Raw genomic sequence first — 19770 nt, forward strand, 5'->3', positions numbered from 1 at the left:
GACCATCGCCAAGCAGGATGGACAACTCAGGTGCCCACGGGTCGCAGCGTGGCGCGGGGGCGAGCGGATGTGGGGAAGACGGACGGGTATAAACCGATCGCGCACCATGTTGCTCGCCCCGCAACAACCACAGGTCGCAACGTTAGGGGGGGACGAAATCATCGACGGGGGAGAGATGGAGACCTACAGCCCTTTTTCGGTTTCGATGGGCCGAGCGCTTTGGGTGATGATGCTCGTCGCTGGACCTCCGCTGATAATCATGTTGGTGGTCGGGCTCATTATCTCCATGATCCAGGCCGCGACGTCGATCAACGAACAGACCGTGAGCTTCGTCCCCAAGCTCCTGGCGTTCATCTTGTTTCTTGCGCTTTACGGGGCAACCGTTGGCGATCTTCTAATCGACTACACCCGTGACCTGCTGATGCATATTCCCGACGACATCAGATGACGCGGGCCGCCTTTCGTCCTGGGCGGCCGCGCAAAAACTGTTCGTATACGGGGCGGAGTGCTAGCGTTGGAGAAGATCGACGTGAGTGGGGGAACGGGGTTTGGCGGAATTTGAATTGCTGGCGCGGCAACTGATCCAACGATGGAAGGAAGACCCCAACGCGACCTATCAAAGCTGGTTTCTTTGGGACGAGCGCATCAAAAACTTCCGTTCGATCCGGCGTGGTCTGGCTCAGGTGGTGGCAGAGATCGAAGCCGGTCGGTTTGGCGTGGCGTATCGGGGCTCTTCGCTGGAAACGGTCGTTCATTCAGTCGCGGAGCAGAGGCAGATATTCAAAGGCGCTGACCATGCGTTTCTCTGGAAGCCCAAATTGCGCATCCCTGACATTTATGAAAATCCAGCGAACCAACGCGCGTTCGGTCGGTTGCTCGATCACTGCGCCTGTTGCGACACTGCCGAAGAAATCATTGCAGGTATTCACACGATCGATCGGCTGAACATCAAGGGGCTTGGGCCAGCAGTCGCCAATCTCGTCTATTTCCTGCATCCGACCCTCGTGCCGCCGTTCAACACGGCGATCGTCAACGGCTATAACAAGCTGACCGGTGGCAAGGTGAAGCTCGGAAGCTGGCAGCATTTTCTCGCGATGCGCTCGGGTGTGCTGGACCTGAACGAACGGTTTCGCGATCTGCTGTCGAACGATCTCGGCGCCATTGGCGGCCTCCTGTTCGATATTGGCTCGGGCCGTTACCCGGCGCCGCCGCGCGACGAGGAAGACCAGACGGTTAGATCTTGGGCGGCACGTCTCGAACAGGCCAGGGCCGAAGCGCAAACGCTCAACAAGGCCCTTCAGAAACAGGGCGAGAGCGATCGAACCCATTCGGAAATCCAGGCCTGGCTTCGCGATATAGGCCGTGCGTTGGGCTACGATATCTGGATAGCATCCAACGATCGGGGGCGACTTCACGATGGCGTGCGCTTGGGGGACGGGTGTCTCGAGAGCCTGCCAGCTTCAATTTCAACATCGACGGGCGCTGATGCCATCCGCCTTATCGATGTGCTTTGGCTCGAGCGAGGCGGCGACCGAGTCACGGCCGCCTTCGAAGTAGAGCATTCGACGTCGATTTATTCGGGCATCGTCCGGATGCTCGACCTTGCCTTGAGCGGGAGCGAACTGCACGCCACAGCCGGACTGTTTCTTGTGGCGCCCGATGCGCGGGAGAGCGAAGTGCGGGCACAGCTCGCGCGGCCCGCGTTCAGCCGGATCGCAGATCTTGAGATTGCCTATCTTCCCTATGGTGAGCTCGAGCGTCACAGAGAGGCGATTTCCCGGTTCGGTTCGGGCCTGAAAGCAATCAAGGCCATATCGCGTGCTTTGCCGTAAGGCCGAATGTCTACATCCCCGAGGCAGGGGGCGCCAATAGTCCCAGCCAGGCAACAAGCGCGAGAATGGTGAGCGCACAGCCGCTCTCGACAATGAGACTGCGGCGAAGTGACCCGATCACCGATGATATATCCCCAGTTTCGATCGCTCCCGCCAGGGCAGGGGTGAAGAAGAAGCGATTAGCGGCGGCCAAGAACAGCATCGCGCCGAACAGCACCAGTTTCGCTGCCAGCAACACACCGTAGAGGCTCGTAAAAAGCGCCGCCAGGTTGGACGGCCCTACCAAGATCCAACTGTTGATGAAGCCTGACAGGATGAGCAGACCCACGACGATCGATCCGACCTTTGCGAACCCATCCAACGCCCGGTGAGACAGGTGGACATGATCGATTGCCATGCGGGCCGTTGGGCGAAAAATGAGCAGGCACAGGGCGGAAAGCGCTCCAATCCATATGCCTGCGGCCAACAGATGAGTGATGTCGGCGCCAAGATGGATCCATCCCCACAAACCTTCATCGGCCGCGCCGTGCCCAGTCCAGGCCAAAGTCGCGAGAGCGATCGCTGCCGTCACTGAAACTGACCAGAGGGCGAATGCAGGGCGTCGCCACCCGACAATGGAAAAGTACAGGACCAGTAAGAGTGCTGCCACCCGAACTTGCCAGACCGTGCCGATCGCTGTGCCCGATATCAAAAGATCGACAGTGGCGCGGTCCACTTGATCGACCGGCACACCGCCCATCGAGGCCGCCAGGGCTATCATGCCCAAGATCGATAATCCGATGCCGGCGAGCGCGATCGTCCCCAAGACCGAGCGAAAGCGCAGGACCGAGCCGGATGCTCGCTCGGTCCCGCGTAACGTATATAGGCCGAACATCGGCAACCCGAAAAGCAGCATGAGATCGAGATAAAGCCCTAGCCTAACCGCAATCGCTATGATGTCCGGCACGCTCTTACTGGACCTTGAAGGTATAGCTGCCCTGAATGCGATGGGTGTCGGTAGAGACGACGTGATAGTCGACCTTGTAGGTTCCAACCGGCAGCGGCTTGGCAAGCGTGGCCACGAGCGTCTTGCCATCTGCAGCCACGGTCGTCGTGACGCCCTTCATCTTCATCGGCCCCATCTTCATGCCGGGCATCTCGGTCATCGTCAGGTCGATCCCGGAGAACTGCGCGACCAGCGCCTCGGAAAAGACGAGCTGGATCCTCGTTGGGGATGCGCCGACGGCATTGGCTGCCGGGTTCGCGCTGTTGAGTTTGGGGTGCGCCTGAACAGCGGTAGCGGCGAACACAGACGCCGCCATGGCGACGGCAAAAGCTGTTTTACGAAACATCGATTTCTCCATGGGCGGCGATACTGCCGACAAAGCAATTTACGCACCGCGCACCGTGACCCCTCATCCGACGGGTACGATTTCTTCGAATTCGGGGCGCCAACTGGTGTGCGCCGCAGACCTGCGCGGCGGATGAGGGGTGGAAGCTCGCCGCGCGTATGATCAAGTGGATGGGTGCGACATCACCAATCGACCAAGGGCTTTTCGGCTGGGGAGGACGCGATGGAAAATTCAAGGAAGGCATGGCTTCGGAAACATTTTCCGAGCGGCCCGTTCATCGCGGTCGCGGCGCTGGTCGGCGGTGCACTGGCTGGGATTGTCGTATATGTGGGCGCCTATGACATCGGGGCGGATTCGCCGCACACCAGACCGGTCTATTGGCTGATAGAGCAGCTTCGTGATCGTTCGATCGCCGTCCGGGCTCGCAACGTGGGCGTCCCAGCCAACCTAGCGGACGTGAAACGGCTGCAGAGCGGCGCAGGACTTTACACCGAGATGTGCAGCGGCTGCCATCTCGCACCGGGTCTGGAAAAGTCCGAGATGAGCCAAGGCCTTTATCCCAAGGCTCCCGAGCTTTTCCGGGAGCCACAGAGATCGGCAAAGGCGCAATTCTGGATCATAAAGCATGGGGTCAAGCTGACCGCGATGCCGGCCTGGGGTAAAACGCATAGCGACGAATTGATCTGGGATATGGTGGCTTTCGTGCGGCAACTGCCCAAGATGACGCCCGCGCAATATCAGGCAGCAATTGCCAGTGCGCCCGAAGACCATGACGCGATGATGAAGGATATGCCTAGCATGAAAAAGATGATGCCGTAACAATGTGTCTGCCTGCCGACAGGTCGTCGTTCAGCCAAACCGACCGAGTGGTGCGAAATCACTAAGGGCTGGTAGAGCGAACGGCGGAGAGGGCGGCCCTCTTGCAGGGGCGCTGAACAGATAGAGATTAGGATTTGCGATGAAAACCGACTTGGATGGGCTTTTGACGCGCTTGCGCAATGAACCGGGGCATCCGGGCCTGATAGGTCTGGAGGAGGCCGTGTTCCAACGCATTGCGGCATTACCGCAGGTTTCGGCCGCTTCTCAACTCCGGTTCGGCGTGGTCGCGGCTTTCGGTGCGGTGCTGCTCGGTATCGCCAGCAATGGATTCACGCCGCGTGCCGAGGCATCGGTCACGCTCTCGCCGTTCGGGCCATCCAATCCGCTTGCCCCCTCGACGCTGCTGGTAGGCTCTCAATGAAGGCAAAATTGCTTGTTTTGGTAGCTGTCGTCGCCTTCGTCGCAGCCGTTGCGGGCGTGTTCCTTGGGCGTCACTTCTTCCCCCAGCCCAAGGCGGCCGGTGTCGAACTCCACGACGTGTTGCACAGCAAGCTCGACCTGGACGACCGTCAGAAGGCTCAGGTTGAACTGCTTGAGCAGCGCTTTGCCATGCGTCGTCGCGCGCTGGAGCTCGAACTGAGAGCGGACAACGCGCGTCTCGCGGCCGCGATCGAAGCCGAACATGGCAACGGACCGGGTGTCACGGCGGCCGTCGATCAGTCGCATCAGGCGATGGGCGAGCTGCAAAAGGAAACGCTTGGCCATATCTTCGCGATGCGCCAGATCTTGCGCCCTGATCAGGCCAAGACCTTCGATCAGGCGGTGGTACATGCGCTCACCGACGATGCACGGTGAGTCTGGATCTTCGCGCGTGCTCGGACGGTGAACTTGCGGCGCTAACGCTCGCGGGCCGGCAGCCGGCCTTCGCAGAGATCATGCATCGGCACCAGGCTGCGATATTTCGACTGGTACGCGGCCTGGTGGGGAATGCCGAGGACGCGCTAGACCTCACCCAGGACTGCTTCGTCTCCGCGTTCAGCCATCTGCGAAAATATGATGGCGCGCGGCCGCTCAGGGCTTGGCTGTCCCGGATCGCGATTAACAAATGCCGCGACTGGCACCGCCGCCAGAAGGTGCGGCAGCTCTTCAACTTCGGTTATGCAGCGTCCGACGCCGAGATCGAGCAAGTGCCGGATGATGCACCCTCCGCGCATGCCAGTGCCGACTCAAAAATGGAGATCAAACGAATGGCCGCCGCAATCAGCGCGCTACCGGTCTCGTTGCGGGAAGTTCTGTTGCTCCGCACAGTCGAAGGGCTGAATCAGTCGGAAGCGGCAACTGCGCTCTCGATAAGTGGCAAGGCGGTCGAGACGCGCCTTTACCGTGCGCGGTCGCGCCTTGCGGAAATCTTGGCCGAGGAATGAGGGGTGCGCCCCGCTCGCGCGTAAGGAGAGAGAGATACCGCGCTCGAGCGCCTTTGCGGACCCGGAGTGCTGCACGTTGAACAAGGAGATACTATGCCCCCGGTATTGAACCGCCGCGACCTTTTCCGCGGTGCCGCATTGACCGGCGGTGGTCTGGCATTGTCGGCCTGGATGCCGGCATGGGCTCAGCCCGTTTCGGCCGGGATCGTGAGGCCGCTCCCGATCGTCACCGGGAACGATATCACGCTCAAAATCGCCCATCAGATGATGATGATCGATGGCCGGGCAAGCCATGCCATTGGCATCAACGGCACGGTGCCGGCACCCCTCATCCGGCTGCGCCAGGGCCAGACGGCGCGCCTGTCGGTGATCAACGATCTCGACGAAGACAGCTCGATCCACTGGCATGGCTTACTCGTACCATTCCAGTTTGATGGCGTGCCCGGGATCAGCTTCCCCGGCATCAAACCAAAGTCGACCTTCGTCTACGAGTTCCCGATCGTTCAGGCGGGCACATATTGGTATCATAGCCATTCGGGGCTGCAGGAGCAGATGGGCCATTATGGGCCGATCGTCATCGATCCGGAAGGCGAGGACCCGATCCGCTCGGATCGCGAGCATGTCGTCTTGCTGTCCGACCATAGCCAGATGCACCCCCACGCGATTTTCCGGAAGCTCAAGCAGGTCGGCGGGGGCTATTTCAACTATCAGCGCCAAACGCTGGCCGGTCTCCTGGCCAAGAAAGACCAACCACTCAAGGAACGTCTCGACTGGGGCAATATGCGTATGGACCCGACCGACGTTTCCGATGTCACGGGTTCGACCTATACATATCTCGTGAACGGGCATGGCCCGCAGGACAATTGGACTGCGCTCTTCCGGCCCGGCGAGCGGGTCCGGCTGCGTTTCGTCAACGCCTCTGCGATGACGACATTCAATGTCAGGATTCCCGGCCTCAAACTTACGGTCGTTCAGGCCGACGGGCTCAACGTCAGGCCTGTCGAGGTTGACGAGTTCCAGATCGCGGTGGCCGAGACTTACGACGTCATCGTCACACCGACTGATGATCGCGCCTATACGCTGGTCGGCGAATCCGTCGATCGGTCGGGCATGGCCCGCGCAACCTTGGCTCCGCGCGAAGGCATGGCAGCTGAAGTGCCTGCGCTACGCAAACGTCCCCTCGCTAATATGAAAGACATGGGCATGGGGGACATGGATATGGGTGGCATGCAAGGCATGGACCACTCAGCGATGGGACATGACATGTCGGCAAGCGGGGCCGCCGCAGGCGGTATGGCTGGAATGAACATGGAATCCGGGGCCTCGATGCCGGCAATGGACAAGCCGGCCGATGGTTCGATGGCGAACATGCCTGGAATGGGTGCGCCTGCCGGCGACGCGATGGGCGGCATGGCGATGGGCGGAATGGGCGGCATGAATATGCGCGACGCCAGCAAAGCCCCGCAGGTCAAGATGGGGCCTGGCGTGCAGACGATCTCTCCTATGCCGATGGACCGGACGGGTGAGCCCGGGCAGGGCCTCGAAGATGCGGGGCACCGCGTTCTTGTTTACCGCGATCTCATGGCGGTGGACCGCAATCCCGATGTGCGGGCACCCGACCGGGCGATGGAAATTCATCTGACCGGCAATATGGAACGCTATATGTGGTCGTTCGACGGGGTGAAGCTCAGCGACAAGCGCGAGCCGATACCATTCCTCGAAAACGAACGAGTCCGCGTCACGCTCGTGAACGACACGATGATGTCCCACCCGATCCATCTGCACGGGCATTTTTTCGAGCTGGTGACAGGGCACGGCGAGTATTCGCCGCGCAAGCACACGGTGAACGTCGCGCCGGGCGGCAAGGTGAGCTTCGATCTCACCGCCAACGCCGTCGGCGACTGGGCCTTCCACTGCCATATGCTCTACCACATGCACGCCGGGATGATGCGCGTCGTCTCTGTCCGGCCCCGGGGAGAAGCCGCATGAAGTTGCTTCTTCTCCTGATCAGCGCGGCGCCGCTTGCTCTTGCAACACCGGCCGGCGCGCAATCGATGCAAAATATGCCCGGCATGAACATGCCAGCTTCTCAGCCGGCAGCGAAGAGAAAGCCAGCGGCCAAGCCGGCAAGTCAGGCCAAGCGCACGACGGCCGCGAGGCCGGCTGCCAGACCCGCGCCCGCCAAGCGTAGGGCACCAACTGCAAAACCCAAGCCCGCTGTGCACGACATGTCGGGAATGGGCGATATGCCCGGAATGGACATGCCGGCCAGCAAGACGCCCCCGGCGGCCGATGCCCATGCCGGCCATGACATGTCGAGTATGCCTGGCATGGCGATGCCTGACCCTGCCGGCAGTGCGATGGACCACGCTATGCCGAGCATGAATATGTCTAAGGGAGCAAGCGGTCAGCCGATGGAGCATGACATGTCGTCGATGCCCGGGATGGCGATGGACGGGCAGATGGCGGGGCATGGGGCGGGGGGCACGAGCCTCGCACCGGGCAACGCGCCGGCACCATTGCCGCCGAGCGATCATTATGCCGACCGGATCTATCAGAACGGCGCGATGTCCGATTCCCGCGCTATGTTGCACAACGAACATGGCGGCAGCACATCCTCGATGATCCTGTTCAACCTGGCCGAATATCAGGTCCGGAATGGTCGCGACGGCTATCGGTGGGATGGCGAAGCGTGGTTCGGCAAGGATCTCGATCGGCTTGTCGTCAAGACCGAGGGCGAGGGGGCTTTCCGCGAAGGCGTCGACAGCGCCGAAGTCCAGGCACTCTACAGTCGCGCGCTCGATCCCTACTGGAATGTGCAGGCGGGCGTCCGTTATGATTTCAAGCCCAATCCCTCCCGCACCTATGCAACGATCGGCATCGAGGGGGTCGCGCCTTACTGGTTCGAAACGGAAGCGGCCTTGTTTCTGTCGAACAAAGGCGACGTCCTGGGCCGTATTGAGGGCTATTATGATCAGCGCCTCACGCAACGTCTGATCCTTCAACCCCGCATCGAACTGAACCTTGCGGCCCAGAATGTGCCCGAAACCCGGATCGGTTCGGGCCTCTCCAACGCGGAGCTGGGTTTGCGCCTGCGCTATGAAATCCGACGCGAGTTTGCGCCTTATATCGGCGTATCCTACGATCGAAAGGTCGGGCAGACCGCAGACTATGCGCGCGCCGATGGAAAAGGCGTCAAGGCGACGAGTTTCGTCATTGGCGTGCGAACCTGGTTCTGAGGAGCAATCAGCTCTGTCTCGCTGTTAGGCTATGCGCTCGTGGACGATAGTCGCGGCTTTTAATATTTATTAACCATATTCTAATGCTTCCTGGCCATCTTGTTTGGAGAGCATCGACGATCAGGAAGGCCGACCTGTGAGCGGAATATCGACAGACAATATTATGGCAATGCGAGGAGCCATCCTGCAGCGGAATGCCGCATTGCATGATGTCGCCGGCACTCCGGGCCTTGGCCGCAATGCGGGTGGCTCGGGTTTTGAAGCGGCGATGAACTCAGTGTTGAGCAAGGCGCGCGAGCCTGCTTCTGCTGATGGGCGGTCGACGATTGCTTCGACCGGCAGCATGGAAGCACCGCGCAGCGATTTTTTCTCCTCTTTCAACACGGCATTGCAGAAGGTAAACCAGCTCGGCGAGCAGGAAGATGCGGCGACTGAGGCTTTTGAAAAAGGTGAAACAACGGACATCGCTCAAGTCATGCTTATAGGCCAGAAGTCGTCCATCGCGTTTGAAGCGACATTACAGATAAGAAATAAGCTGTTATCTGCGTATAAAGATATTATGAACATGCCAGTGTAGGATGGGCGAAACTACTCGTGAAGCGGGAACCGTTCCATTATCGGGCGCTGCCCGCGGAGACGACCAATGATAAAGAATGCTTATGCGAGCCTCGCGCTTCAGACCCTGGTCGGCGGCATTATCATGTATTTGGTGATGTTCGTCATGATCGACAGCCTGGGGAGCTTCTACAATAATCTCAATATGGTCTATATGACGCTGATGATGGTCGCGCCGATGGTGGTGCTGATGATCCTCGCAATGGGCCATATGTTCCCATCGAAGGCGGCCAATGCGGCCCTTCTCGTCGGCTCGGTCGCGGTATTTGCTGGATCGTTCGCGCTGATCCGCACGCAAACGACGATCGGCGATACGGCATTCCTCCGTTCGATGATCCCGCACCATTCGGGGGCGATCCTCATGTGTCGCGAGGCGACCTTGAAGGACCCGGAAATCGTCCGGCTGTGCGGTGGCATCGAGGAATCCCAACGGCGCGAGATTGATGAGATGAAGGCTATTCTCGCCCGCAAGTAGGTTTCGCCATCCCATTCTCGAAAATTAGCGCAGGCTTGCGAGGGTAATGGCGCGCTCGCGCGTATTAACAATGCGGGGCGATGAGGAGAGAATTGTGAAGAAAATAATCGCCGTCATGATCGTCGGATTGTTGACCACACCCGCGATCGCGCAAATGCAGGGCATGGACCATTCGAAGATGGACATGGGCCAGATGACGAACCCTACGCCGGCCAACCCGTATCCGCCGGCCGAGATGGAGATGCATCAGAAGATGATGTCCGCCATGGGCGGCGACGCGACGGAAACCTGGGTTCGCAAGATGATCGAACATCATCGCGGCGCGATCGCGATGTCACGCATCGTCTTGCGCCACACAAAGGACGCGCAGGTTCGAACGATGGCGACCAGGGCGATTACCGAGCAGACTCGGGAAGTGGGCGAGCTGCAGGGCTGGCTAAGAGCTCACCACAAGCGTGCGCAGTAGAGACTTTCCCCCGCCCAAGGGCGGGGGATAACGGAAGGTGTATATGCCACTGAAACTCGTTCTTGCTGCGTTCGCCGCGTCTGTCTGGGTCGCCAGTGCCGCGGCTGTACCTATCACAGTCCATCGCGATCCAGGATGTGGTTGCTGCGAGAAATGGGCCGCCCAGGTCCGCCAGCAATTCGGCCGGCGCGTGGCCATAATCGATGATCAGCAGCGATCTGCCTTTCAGCGCACGCACGGCGTGCCCGCTCGGCTGTCATCGTGTCATACAGCGATCGTCGACGGCATGGTTTTCGAGGGACACGTCCCGATCGCGGACATGAAGCGCGTTCTCGCGCAGCGTCCTCGTGGTGTGCGTGGTCTTGCCGTAACGGGCATGCCTCTCGGATCACCAGGCATGGAAGCCCCCGGGCAGCCGGTTCAGGCGTTCAATGTCTTCGCCTTTGGTGCAGGAAGCGAAACTATCTACGCGCGGCACGGCGGATGAGCATGGCGTTGCTCTTGGATCAAGATTGGCGTAGTTGATTACAGCTGTGAAACGTGCGCTTCCCCTCTTTCTCCTGCTCGGAGCCCTGCTCGGTCTGCTCGGCCAGGAAGCCGCCTTTGCGTCAGCACCGCCTGTAGTGTCCATATCGATGGCGATGACCGGGACGGCCGATTCCGGCATGTCCGAAGACTGCATGAAGATGATGACGCAGCAACAGCAGCCCGCGCAGAAACCCTGCAAGGGCATGACGCTCGCCTGCATCGCCGCGATGGGCTGTGTCATTCCCATGGCGGTTCGCAATGACGCACCGACGCTTGCGGTGCGCGCGGCCGATCCGACCCTGGCCTTCTGGTCGACCACCACCGTCCTGCGCGGCGGTGACGTTGCTCCCGAACCGGAACCGCCGACTCTCCTTGGCTGATCGAACTCGGCCGTAAGGCTGGAAGGGTCGTTGCGCCTGTCGCGGATCGAACCTCCTGTCCAACCTGCGGCTACCCCGATGATTTGCCAAAGGATGATAGTCATGAAGAACCGTGTTTTCTATGCGCTGCTGGGCGTAGCCCTTGCCGCACCCGTCGCCGCATTCGCCGGCCAACCGGACCACAGCCAACAGTCCGGCCATTATGAGTGGAAGTCGGTCCCGCAATATGGACCGCGTGCGCCGCTCCAGGGACAGCGGCGCGTCTGGGTGCCTGATACCACGCAAGTGGCGGCGTGCGACTGCGACATGATGAAGATGAGCAGCGCCGACGCTGCTGATTGCATGAAGCAGATGCACAGCATGGCATCGCCTTCGTCGGCCCCGTCGGTCGGTTAGGCAAAAGTTCTGGCCGCTTCAGGTCGCATAGACGGCTAGGCCAGCAGTGGCGGCGGAATGCCCCCCATTCCGCCGCCACTGATATGCCTGTCATAGTGTGCGCGGCCGATCCGGTCCTCCGATCAGGAGTTTTCCATGCGATTGTTTGTTTGTGCGCCGCTGCTCGCGGCGATCCCCGGGATTGCGTTCGCCGGTCCGCTGACCTTCGATGCGGCGCTTCGCCAGGCTAAGCACGATGCTCCCTCCATTCGAGCGAAGACACTTGGCACTGATGCCGCGCGTTCGGCGCGTGGGGCCGCGGGAACGCTGCCCGATCCCACCCTCGCAGTGGGCCTAGACAGCTTCCCGATCTCAGGACCGCTCGCGTTCGAGCCGCAGCGGGACAATTTTACCATGGCGCGGGTGGGCGTGTCTCAAGACATTCCTAACCTCGCCAAGCGCCATGCCCAGCAGGCGCGCGCCGATAGCGACATCAGGGCGGCGGAGGCTGATACGGCGGTCGAGGCGCGCACCGTCGAGGTAGGTACGGCGTTGGCATGGATCAATCTGGCCTATGCCGAGCGCAGGCTTGCCGCTCTTGAAGACGTGCTGTCCCGGCTCGAGCGCGTCGTAGGGACCACGATCGGCGCTGTCGCTTCGGGCAGCGTACGGCCGGCGCAGACGCTTGCCGGTCAGCAGGCCATCGCCACGATGCATGATCGCCGGAGCGAACTGGTCTCGAACGTCGCGCGTGCCCGCGCTACACTTACCCGTTGGACCGGCGATCCCGCGCCGGAGATTGCCGGTCCAATTCCCGAATTTCCGGTCGATGGGACCGAGCTTCGTGCTGGCCTCGATCGCCATCCCACCATCCAGATGATCGATGCCCAGGCTGGGCAAGCCGATGCCGATGTAAGGGTGGCGGATGCCGGTCGGCGTTCTGACTTCGGCGTGAATGTCGCGTATCAGCGCCGCGATCACCGTTTCGGCGATTATGTCTCTGCTGGCGTGACGGTCAGCCTGCCGTTCTTCACCCGCAATCGTCAGAACGCCGGAATCGCCGCTGCCCAGGCCAATGCCGGGCGCGTTCTGGCCGAACGCGAAGCGGCGCGCCGCGCTCTTGCTGCCGACCTCGATGCCGATATCGCCGACCATGTCATGCACCACGAACAATGGATGCGCGCGCAAGGAACGCTGCAGCCGCTGGCCGAGCAGCGCGTGAAACTGGAGACCGCCAGCTACGGTGCTGGACGCGCCAGTCTTGTCGATGTCGCCGAGGCTTATGCCGCACTGGCCGACGCAACCCTCACTGTCCTCGACCGCGAGGCGCTGGTCGCTGCTGACGGCGCGCGATTGACTCTCACATACCGGAGCGAAGATCGATGAGCCTCGAGATATCACCGCGCGCCCGGCTGGGTCTTGCCGCCGCAGCGCTCGCCCTCGTCGCTGGTGGCGCAGGCTATGGCATCGCCCACCTCGGTGGGAGGGAAACCGCTCCTACGCAAACAGCCGATTCCGGTCGTAAGGCGCTTTACTGGTACGATCCTATGGTGCCGCAAGAGCACTACAACAATCCGGATACGCTTTCGTCGATGGGGATGAAGACCATCCCCAAATATGCCGATGAAGGCGGCGGCAACGCCCCGGGCATCCGCATCGATCCCGCTGCGTCCCAAACGCTGGGGCTGCGAGCGGTCGCCGTACGACGGGGACAACTGACCAGCAGCCTGACCGCCACCGGCACGATCGACTTCAACCAGCGCGATGTCGCGATCGTCCAGGCGCGCGCTGGCGGGTTCGTTCAAAGGGTCTATGCCCGGGCGCCCGGCGACATCATTGGCGCCGGTGCCCCACTCGCCGACCTGCTCGTCCCCGAATGGGGTGGCGCACAGGCCGAGTTCCTGGCGGTCCGCCGCACCGGGAGCGCGGCTTTGATACAGGCAGCGCGCCAGCGGCTCATACTGCTTGGCATGCCGTCTGGTACGGTCGCATCGGTCGAGCGAACGGGTCGGCCGCACAATGTCATCACGATTTCCACGCCAACCGGCGGCGTCATCAAGACGTTAGATGTGCGGGCCGGCATGACGATGACGGCAGGACAGACGCTTGCCGAGGTCAACGGCCTTGGCACGGTCTGGCTCAATGCTGCCGTGCCAGAAGCCATCGCCGGTCCGCTCAAGCCCGGACAAACCGTGCAGGCCACGCTTGCCGCATTCCCCGGCGAGACATTGTCGGGCCGTGTCTCGGCGATCCTGCCTACGACGCAGGCCGACAGCCGGACGCTCACCGTGCGGATCGAACTACCCAATCGTGGTGGTCGTCTGCGCCCGGGCATGTTCGCAACCGTGTCGTTCGGCGGCAGCGCACAGCCAGCATTGCTCGTACCCTCCGAGGCGCTGATCCGCACCGGCAAGCGGACCTTGGTGATGCTTGCGCTAGATAAGGGCCGCTACCGGCCGGCCGAGGTGCAAACCGGCAGAGAATCCGGGGGCGACACCGAGATCCTTGCTGGGCTCTCCGAAGGCGAGAAGGTCATCGCCTCGGGCCAATTCCTGATCGACTCCGAGGCTAGTCTTTCCGGCGTGCAGGCACGGCCGATCGGTGGCGGCGTGCCGATGGCAGTTGGCAAACCCGCAGCTACGGCCGCGCTCTACGAGACCGTAGGTAAAATCGAGCAGCTCACCGCCAATTCGGTGACGCTGAGCCACGGGGCGGTGCCGGCGATTGGCTGGCCGGCGATGACGATGACATTCCAGCTTGCCGATCCGAACGTCGCGCGCGGCCTGAAGACGGGCGATCGTGTCCGTTTCGGGTTCGATCAACCGCCGGCCGGACCGACCGTGCGGCGCATGGCAAAGGTGGCGGGGCAGTGATCGCCCATCTCATCCGCTGGTCGGTCAGGAACCGCTTCTTCGTCCTGATCGGTGTATTGGCCCTTATCGGCGTGGGTGTCTGGGCGGTGCGATCAACCGCGATCGACGCGCTACCGGACCTCTCCGACACGCAGGTCATCATCCGCACTAGCTATCCGGGACAGGCGCCGCAGATCGTCGAGAATCAGGTCACTTATCCGCTGACGACCACCATGCTGTCGGTGCCGGGTGCCAAGACGGTGCGCGGCTATTCCTTCTTCGGCGACAGCTTCGTCTATGTGATCTTCGAGGACGGCACCGATCTCTATTGGGCGCGCAGCCGCGTGCTCGAATATCTCAATCAGGTACAGGGCCGCCTGCCGGCGAGCGCCCGCAGTGCGCTCGGTCCCGATGCAACCGGTGTCGGCTGGGTCTATGAGTATGCCCTGGTCGATAAGACCGGCCAGCACGATCTGGCCCAGCTTCGCGCGTTTCAGGACTGGTTCCTGCGCTACGAGCTGAAAACCGTTCCCGGTGTTGCCGAGGTCGCCAGCATCGGCGGCATGGTCAAGCAGTACCAGGTGCTGCTCGATCCGGTGAAGCTCGCCGCTTACGGTATCACGCACCAGCAGGCCGTGCAGGCGATCCAACAGGCCAATCAGGAAGCGGGCGGCTCCGTGCTGGAGATGGCCGAGGCCGAATATATGGTCCGTGCCTCGGGCTATCTGAAGACGCTCGACGATTTCCGGGCCATTCCTCTGCGGACCGCAATGGGCGGTGTGCCCGTGCGGCTAGGCGATGTCGCCACGGTCCAGATTGGCCCCGAGATGCGGCGCGGAATCGCCGAGTTGAACGGCGAAGGTGAGGTCGCCGGCGGCGTCGTGATCCTGCGGTCGGGCAAGAATGCGCGCGAAACCATCGCCGCGGTCAAGGACAAGCTCGCCACCCTGAAGGCGAGCCTGCCGCCCGGCGTGGAGATCGTCACCACCTATGACCGATCGCAGCTCATCGACCGTGCGGTCGATAACCTTACCCACAAGCTGATCGAGGAGTTTATCGTCGTCGCGATCGTCTGCGGCCTGTTCCTCTGGCACGTCCGTTCGGCGCTGGTTGCGATCCTGACCCTGCCGATAGGCGTGCTGGCGGCGTTCGTCGTAATGCGGTTCCAGGGGGTAAACGCCAACATCATGTCGCTGGGCGGCATTGCCATCGCGATCGGCGCGATGGTCGATGCGGCGGTGGTCATGATCGAGAACGCGCACAAGAAGATCGAGCGCTGGGAACATGATAACCCGCAGCAGCTGCTCGATAATCCGACACGCTGGACCGTCGTCACCGATGCCGCGGCCGAGGTCGGCCCAGCGCTGTTCTTCAGCCTGTTGATCATCACGCTTTCGTTCATTCCCGTGTTCACACTGGAGGGGCAGGAGGGCCGGCTATTCGCGCCGCTGGCGTTCACCAAGACCTATGCGATGGCATCGGCCGCGATCCTCTCGGTGACGCTGGTCCCCATCCTGATGGGGTATCTCATCCGGGGCCGCATTCCCGCCGAGCAGTCCAACCCGATCAATCGCTGGCTGACCAATATCTACCGGCCCGCCCTCGACTGGACGATGAAAAAGCCCAAGGCGGTGCTGCTGATTGCGGTTTTGGTCTTCGCAACGACGGCTTGGCCGCTCTCCCGACTCGGCGGCGAGTTCATGCCGAATATGGACGAAGGCGACCTGCTCTATATGCCCTCGGCCTTGCCGGGACTGTCAGCGGCAAAGGCCTCGCAACTGCTCCAGCAGACCGGCCGGCTGATCAAGACGGTACCCGAGGTTGAGAGCGTGTTCGGCAAGGCGGGACGCGCCGAGACTGCCACCGATCCCGCGCCGCTCGAAATGTTCGAGACCACCATCCAGTTCAAGCCGCGTGACCAATGGCGGCCCGGTATGACCACGGACAAGCTCGTTGAAGAGCTGGACCGCACGGTGAAGCTACCCGGCCTCGCCAATGTCTGGGTGCCGCCGATCCGTAACCGCATCGACATGCTCGCGACCGGCATCAAGAGTCCGATCGGGGTCAAGGTCTCGGGCGCCGACCTCGCCCAGCTCGACCGCATCGCCCATGATATCGAGACGGTCGCCAAGACCGTGCCGGGCGTCAGTTCGGCACTGGCCGAGCGATTGACCGGCGGGCGCTATGTCGATGTTGATATCGATCGTGCCGCCGCCGCCCGCTTCGGGCTCAACATCGCCGACGTGCAGGCGATCGTCTCGGGCGCGATCGGTGGCGAGACCATTGGCGAAACCGTCGAAGGCCTGGCGCGCTATCCCATCAGCGTGCGCTATCCACGTGAGCTGCGCGACAGCCTCGAAGGGCTGCGCACGCTTCCGGTCCTGACGCCTTCGGGCCAGCAAATCACGCTGGGCACCGTGGCGAAGGTTTCGATCGCCGAAGGGCCGCCGATGCTCAAGACCGAGAATGCCCGGCCATCGACCTGGGTCTACGTCGATGTCCGCGGCCGCGATCTCGCTTCGGTGGTAGGCGACCTGCAACGCGCGGTGGCGAAGGAGGTAAAGCTCTCGCCGGGCGTGAGTATCGCCTACTCCGGCCAGTTCGAATATCTCCAGCGCGCTGTCGAAAAGCTTAAGCTGGTCGTGCCGGCCACGTTGCTGATCATCTTCGTACTGCTCTTCATGATTTTCGGTCGGTTCGACGAAGCCGCGCTGATCATGGGTACGCTCCCGTTCGCGCTCACCGGCGGTATCTGGACGCTTTACCTGCTCGGCTTCAACCAGTCGGTGGCGACGGGCGTCGGGTTCATCGCGCTGGCCGGCGTGTCGGCCGAGTTCGGCGTGGTCATGTTGATCTACCTCAAGAATGCGCTGGAAGAGCGTGACGTCGATCCTGATGCCGACCAGATCGAGGCGGCGGTCCGCGAAGGCGCGCTGCTCCGCGTCCGCCCCAAGGCAATGACAGTCGCAGTGATCCTCGCCGGCTTGTTGCCGATCCTGCTCGGCTCGGGCGCGGGTTCGGAAGTGATGAGCCGGATCGCCGCGCCGATGATCGGCGGCATGCTCACCGCGCCACTGCTCTCGATGTTCGTCCTGCCCGCTGCCTATCTCTTGCTTCGGCGGCGACGAGTAAAATCCCTCCACCAACCTGTTTAATCTGCAAGGAGAAGACCATGACTATGATACGACTGACCATTGCTCTCGGCCTCACCGCCCTAACCGCCGCCTGTGGCAAGAAGGCGGAGACGCCGGTTGCGGCCGAGGCCAATCAGGCGGCACCCGCCGCGGCCATGAGCGGCGACATGGGCAATATGGCGATGGCGCCGGCGGCGACTGCGTCGATCAAGGCCAAGGGCCACGGCAAGGTCACCGCCATCGACAAGACCGCAGGCACGATCACGCTCGACCATGGCCCGATACCTGAAGCCAAATGGCCGGCGATGACCATGACGTTTAAGGCGGCACCTGCGGTCACCGACGCGGCAAAGGTAGGCGAAAAGGTCGATTTCGACGTCACACTAACCGGCAGCGCGGGCGAGGTGACGGCAATCCTCAAACAGCCCTGAGCCGGCGATCGCCTTGGCGCATTAGCGTGTAATTAACCTTGTTCCGTCACGCTTCGGCAATGGAACAATTGAGATTACGCGCCAAAACGCAAGCACAACTCGACCTCCTATACATCGCGCGGTGGCAGTCATGATTGCCACCGCCTTTGGCTGCCTCGCTCTCTTGTGCGTCGTGAGTTGGCCATTTTTCAACGATTACGGGACGGTGATCAAAATTCAGAGCACCGGTGCGGCGGCATTCTCGCTCTATTTTCTTGCGCTGGGATCGCCCACGGCAGCGATGGCGTGTCTCATTTCGTGCTCCCAACTCATTATTTCTGCGGCTGTGCGAGACCGTTACGTGGTCATCAGGCTTTATGGTGCGAGCCTCATTCTTTTGGCCTTTCTCTCAATTGTGACGTGGCATGGCATCCCGTCTGCCTTGGCCTTAACCGGTAGCTCCTTGGGCACCCTCGCACGGTTGCAGACTTCAACCACGCGGATGAAAGGTCTCTTTCTTGTCGGTGCGCCATTCTGGCTTGCACATAATCTGATAGTTGGGGCGCTCTTCGCGCTGGGTACGGATCTAGTCTCGCTAGTATCCAACATCGCGAATCTTTCGAAATTCCTGCTAAAGCAGCGGCGCGCCTCGGTGGGCGCTTCAGCGTCCGTTACATTGGTCACCACACAAGCTGCGCTTCTTGTCCGATCTGGACAGTCGAGGATCATCCGCCTCAAGCCCCGGCGGATCGACCGTGACCTGCTTGTGAAAAATACTGTATAGAGAGCATTCACGAGTCAGGTAGCATTCGTATGATGATCGCTCGCCAGTGAAGCCAAGCTCGGGTGCCGTACTGGCGATCCTGTCAGCACTATTGTTTGGCGCCAGTACACCGTTCGCGAAGCTCGCCCTTGGTAATGGTGTAAACGCTTGGCTGCTCGCCGGCCTGCTTTATCTCGGATCGGGTTGCGGGCTTGCTCTCGTATATGCGTTGCGCAGAGCGATCGGACGCGGCGAGGGGGAAGCATCGCTCGTCCGATCCGACCTGCCCTGGCTGGCGCTCGTCATCCTGTGCGGAGGCGGGATCGCACCGGTCTTGCTGATGGCGGGACTGGCTACGACGCCTGCGTCCACCGCGTCGCTTCTGCTCAATCTGGAAGGTCTTGCGACCCTCACCATCGCTTGGCTGGTGTTCCGCGAAAATGTCGATCGTCGCCTGCTGATCGGTGCGACGGCGATCTTGGGCGGCGCGGTGTTGCTATCGTGGCGTGGCGCTCCCGCAGGCGGTGGCCTGGGCATGTTGGCTATCGCCGGCGCTTGCCTCGCCTGGGGTATCGACAACAATCTCACCCGAAAGCTCAGCAGCGCCGATCCCGTCCAGATCGCGATGCTGAAAGGGCTGGCCGCAGGGGCCGTCAATCTCGTCCTGGCGCTGACGCTTGGCGCATCCTTACTAGCGATTCCTATGGTTGCAGGTGCCGCGCTGATCGGCTTTCTTGGGTACGGCGTCAGCCTCGTGATGTTCGTTCTCGCGCTTCGGCACCTCGGCACGGCTCGGTCGGGAGCCTATTTCTCGACGGCACCGTTCATCGGTGCATCACTCGCAGTCGCGATGTTCGGCGAAACGGTCACCATGCCCTTCATCATCGCCGGGATCCTGATGGCGATCGGGCTCTGGCTGCACCTGACCGAATCGCATGGCCACGACCATGCGCACGAATCTCTCGAACATGACCATCGCCATGTTCATGATAGCCATCATCAGCACCAGCATTTGCCGGGCGTTGTTTCAGACGAACCCCACAGTCACTGGCATCGGCATGAGCGAATGACGCATCGCCATGCCCACTTTCCCGATTTGCACCACCGGCATAGGCACGATTTATAAT

22 protein-coding genes are annotated in these 19770 nt (G+C 61.5%); 20 read left to right on the forward strand and 2 right to left on the reverse strand.

Annotated features, from left to right (window positions below; all coding sequences use genetic code 11):
- Positions 1-106: 106 nt before the first annotated feature.
- The gene (locus AC07UX_RS16270) at positions 107-448 is read left to right on the forward strand and encodes a flagellar biosynthetic protein FliQ (RefSeq protein WP_495193038.1); all 342 of its coding nucleotides are present in this window, start codon (positions 107-109) and stop codon (positions 446-448) included.
- A 100-nt stretch (positions 449-548) separates the two neighbouring features.
- Positions 549-1832, forward strand: coding sequence for a type II restriction enzyme NmeDI-related protein (locus AC07UX_RS16275; RefSeq protein WP_495193039.1), 1284 nt, complete (start codon positions 549-551; stop codon positions 1830-1832).
- A 10-nt stretch (positions 1833-1842) separates the two neighbouring features.
- On the opposite strand, the gene copD is transcribed toward AC07UX_RS16275, so the two are convergent.
- A complete protein-coding gene (gene copD, locus AC07UX_RS16280; protein WP_495193040.1) occupies positions 1843-2778 on the reverse strand; it encodes a copper homeostasis membrane protein CopD in 936 nt (311 codons plus the stop codon).
- 4 nt (positions 2779-2782) lie between these two features.
- Complete coding sequence (gene copC, locus AC07UX_RS16285) at positions 2783-3175, reverse strand: copper homeostasis periplasmic binding protein CopC (RefSeq protein ID WP_495193041.1); 393 nt, start codon at positions 3173-3175, stop codon at positions 2783-2785.
- Positions 3176-3385: 210 nt separating this feature from the next.
- Here copC and AC07UX_RS16290 point away from each other — a divergent pair, with 210 nt between their 5' ends.
- From AC07UX_RS16290 to AC07UX_RS16375, 18 genes are all read left to right on the forward strand, one after another.
- The gene (locus tag AC07UX_RS16290) at positions 3386-3982 is read left to right on the forward strand and encodes a c-type cytochrome (protein WP_495193042.1); all 597 of its coding nucleotides are present in this window, start codon (positions 3386-3388) and stop codon (positions 3980-3982) included.
- A gap of 139 nt (positions 3983-4121) precedes the next feature.
- The gene (locus AC07UX_RS16295) at positions 4122-4403 is read left to right on the forward strand and encodes a hypothetical protein (RefSeq protein WP_149524038.1); all 282 of its coding nucleotides are present in this window, start codon (positions 4122-4124) and stop codon (positions 4401-4403) included.
- Positions 4400-4837, forward strand: coding sequence for a periplasmic heavy metal sensor (locus tag AC07UX_RS16300; RefSeq protein ID WP_149524037.1), 438 nt, complete (start codon positions 4400-4402; stop codon positions 4835-4837). Before AC07UX_RS16295 ends, AC07UX_RS16300 begins: the two co-directional genes overlap by 4 nt.
- Positions 4834-5406, forward strand: a complete 573-nt coding sequence (locus AC07UX_RS16305; RefSeq protein ID WP_149524036.1) for an RNA polymerase sigma factor — start codon at positions 4834-4836, stop codon at positions 5404-5406. Before AC07UX_RS16300 ends, AC07UX_RS16305 begins: the two co-directional genes overlap by 4 nt.
- A 93-nt stretch (positions 5407-5499) precedes the next feature.
- Positions 5500-7395 (forward strand): copper resistance system multicopper oxidase, encoded by a 1896-nt coding sequence (locus tag AC07UX_RS16310; RefSeq protein ID WP_495193043.1) that lies wholly within the window; start codon positions 5500-5502, stop codon positions 7393-7395.
- Complete coding sequence (locus tag AC07UX_RS16315; protein WP_495193044.1) at positions 7392-8645, forward strand: copper resistance protein B; 1254 nt, start codon at positions 7392-7394, stop codon at positions 8643-8645. Before AC07UX_RS16310 ends, AC07UX_RS16315 begins: the two co-directional genes overlap by 4 nt.
- Positions 8646-8781: 136 nt before the next feature.
- Positions 8782-9222: a flagellar hook-basal body complex protein FliE gene (fliE, locus tag AC07UX_RS16320; protein WP_495193128.1), complete on the forward strand. Its 441-nt coding sequence runs from the start codon at positions 8782-8784 to the stop codon at positions 9220-9222.
- Between the two features lie 66 nt (positions 9223-9288).
- Positions 9289-9735, forward strand: coding sequence for a DUF305 domain-containing protein (locus AC07UX_RS16325; RefSeq protein ID WP_495193045.1), 447 nt, complete (start codon positions 9289-9291; stop codon positions 9733-9735).
- Between the two features lie 70 nt (positions 9736-9805).
- Positions 9806-10201, forward strand: a complete 396-nt coding sequence (locus AC07UX_RS16330; protein ID WP_495193129.1) for a DUF305 domain-containing protein — start codon at positions 9806-9808, stop codon at positions 10199-10201.
- A gap of 43 nt (positions 10202-10244) precedes the next feature.
- Positions 10245-10688, forward strand: a complete 444-nt coding sequence (locus AC07UX_RS16335) for a DUF411 domain-containing protein (RefSeq protein WP_495193046.1) — start codon at positions 10245-10247, stop codon at positions 10686-10688.
- Positions 10689-10734: 46 nt separating this feature from the next.
- Positions 10735-11109: a hypothetical protein gene (locus AC07UX_RS16340; protein WP_495193047.1), complete on the forward strand. Its 375-nt coding sequence runs from the start codon at positions 10735-10737 to the stop codon at positions 11107-11109.
- Between the two features lie 102 nt (positions 11110-11211).
- Positions 11212-11505, forward strand: a complete 294-nt coding sequence (locus tag AC07UX_RS16345) for a hypothetical protein (protein WP_149524029.1) — start codon at positions 11212-11214, stop codon at positions 11503-11505.
- A gap of 135 nt (positions 11506-11640) precedes the next feature.
- Complete coding sequence (locus AC07UX_RS16350; protein WP_495193048.1) at positions 11641-12870, forward strand: TolC family protein; 1230 nt, start codon at positions 11641-11643, stop codon at positions 12868-12870.
- The gene (locus tag AC07UX_RS16355) at positions 12867-14357 is read left to right on the forward strand and encodes an efflux RND transporter periplasmic adaptor subunit (RefSeq protein ID WP_495193049.1); all 1491 of its coding nucleotides are present in this window, start codon (positions 12867-12869) and stop codon (positions 14355-14357) included. Before AC07UX_RS16350 ends, AC07UX_RS16355 begins: the two co-directional genes overlap by 4 nt.
- Positions 14354-17491, forward strand: a complete 3138-nt coding sequence (locus AC07UX_RS16360) for an efflux RND transporter permease subunit (RefSeq protein ID WP_495193050.1) — start codon at positions 14354-14356, stop codon at positions 17489-17491. The genes AC07UX_RS16355 and AC07UX_RS16360 overlap by 4 nt, the downstream gene beginning before the upstream one ends.
- Before the next feature lie 17 nt (positions 17492-17508).
- A complete protein-coding gene (locus AC07UX_RS16365; protein ID WP_495193051.1) occupies positions 17509-17901 on the forward strand; it encodes a copper-binding protein in 393 nt (130 codons plus the stop codon).
- Between the two features lie 130 nt (positions 17902-18031).
- Complete coding sequence (locus AC07UX_RS16370; protein ID WP_495193130.1) at positions 18032-18664, forward strand: YgjV family protein; 633 nt, start codon at positions 18032-18034, stop codon at positions 18662-18664.
- Positions 18665-18710: 46 nt separating this feature from the next.
- On the forward strand, positions 18711-19769 hold the full coding sequence (locus tag AC07UX_RS16375) for a DMT family transporter (RefSeq protein WP_495193052.1): 1059 nt from the start codon (positions 18711-18713) through the stop codon (positions 19767-19769).
- The last annotated feature ends 1 nt before the right edge of the window (position 19770 follow it).

The sequence above is a fragment of the Sphingobium sp. GW821-FHT02B05 genome (assembly GCF_059421905.1).

Excerpts from the sequence above, each read along its gene's own strand:
- AC07UX_RS16335 (WP_495193046.1), top strand. The coding sequence starts at position 10,245 with ATGCCACTGAAACTCGTTCTTGCTGCGTTCGCCGCGTCTGTCTGGGTC.
- AC07UX_RS16365 (WP_495193051.1), top strand. The coding sequence starts at position 17,509 with ATGACTATGATACGACTGACCATTGCTCTCGGCCTCACCGCCCTAACC.
- AC07UX_RS16330 (WP_495193129.1), top strand. The coding sequence starts at position 9,806 with ATGCGGGGCGATGAGGAGAGAATTGTGAAGAAAATAATCGCCGTCATG.
- AC07UX_RS16350 (WP_495193048.1), top strand. The coding sequence starts at position 11,641 with ATGCGATTGTTTGTTTGTGCGCCGCTGCTCGCGGCGATCCCCGGGATT.
- AC07UX_RS16325 (WP_495193045.1), top strand. The coding sequence starts at position 9,289 with ATGATAAAGAATGCTTATGCGAGCCTCGCGCTTCAGACCCTGGTCGGC.
- AC07UX_RS16290 (WP_495193042.1), top strand. The coding sequence starts at position 3,386 with ATGGAAAATTCAAGGAAGGCATGGCTTCGGAAACATTTTCCGAGCGGC.
- AC07UX_RS16355 (WP_495193049.1), top strand. The coding sequence starts at position 12,867 with ATGAGCCTCGAGATATCACCGCGCGCCCGGCTGGGTCTTGCCGCCGCA.
- copC (WP_495193041.1), bottom strand. The coding sequence starts at position 3,175 with ATGGAGAAATCGATGTTTCGTAAAACAGCTTTTGCCGTCGCCATGGCG.
- AC07UX_RS16370 (WP_495193130.1), top strand. The coding sequence starts at position 18,032 with ATGATTGCCACCGCCTTTGGCTGCCTCGCTCTCTTGTGCGTCGTGAGT.
- AC07UX_RS16315 (WP_495193044.1), top strand. The coding sequence starts at position 7,392 with ATGAAGTTGCTTCTTCTCCTGATCAGCGCGGCGCCGCTTGCTCTTGCA.
- AC07UX_RS16345 (WP_149524029.1), top strand. The coding sequence starts at position 11,212 with ATGAAGAACCGTGTTTTCTATGCGCTGCTGGGCGTAGCCCTTGCCGCA.
- AC07UX_RS16300 (WP_149524037.1), top strand. The coding sequence starts at position 4,400 with ATGAAGGCAAAATTGCTTGTTTTGGTAGCTGTCGTCGCCTTCGTCGCA.
- AC07UX_RS16270 (WP_495193038.1), top strand. The coding sequence starts at position 107 with ATGTTGCTCGCCCCGCAACAACCACAGGTCGCAACGTTAGGGGGGGAC.
- AC07UX_RS16295 (WP_149524038.1), top strand. The coding sequence starts at position 4,122 with ATGAAAACCGACTTGGATGGGCTTTTGACGCGCTTGCGCAATGAACCG.
- AC07UX_RS16310 (WP_495193043.1), top strand. The coding sequence starts at position 5,500 with ATGCCCCCGGTATTGAACCGCCGCGACCTTTTCCGCGGTGCCGCATTG.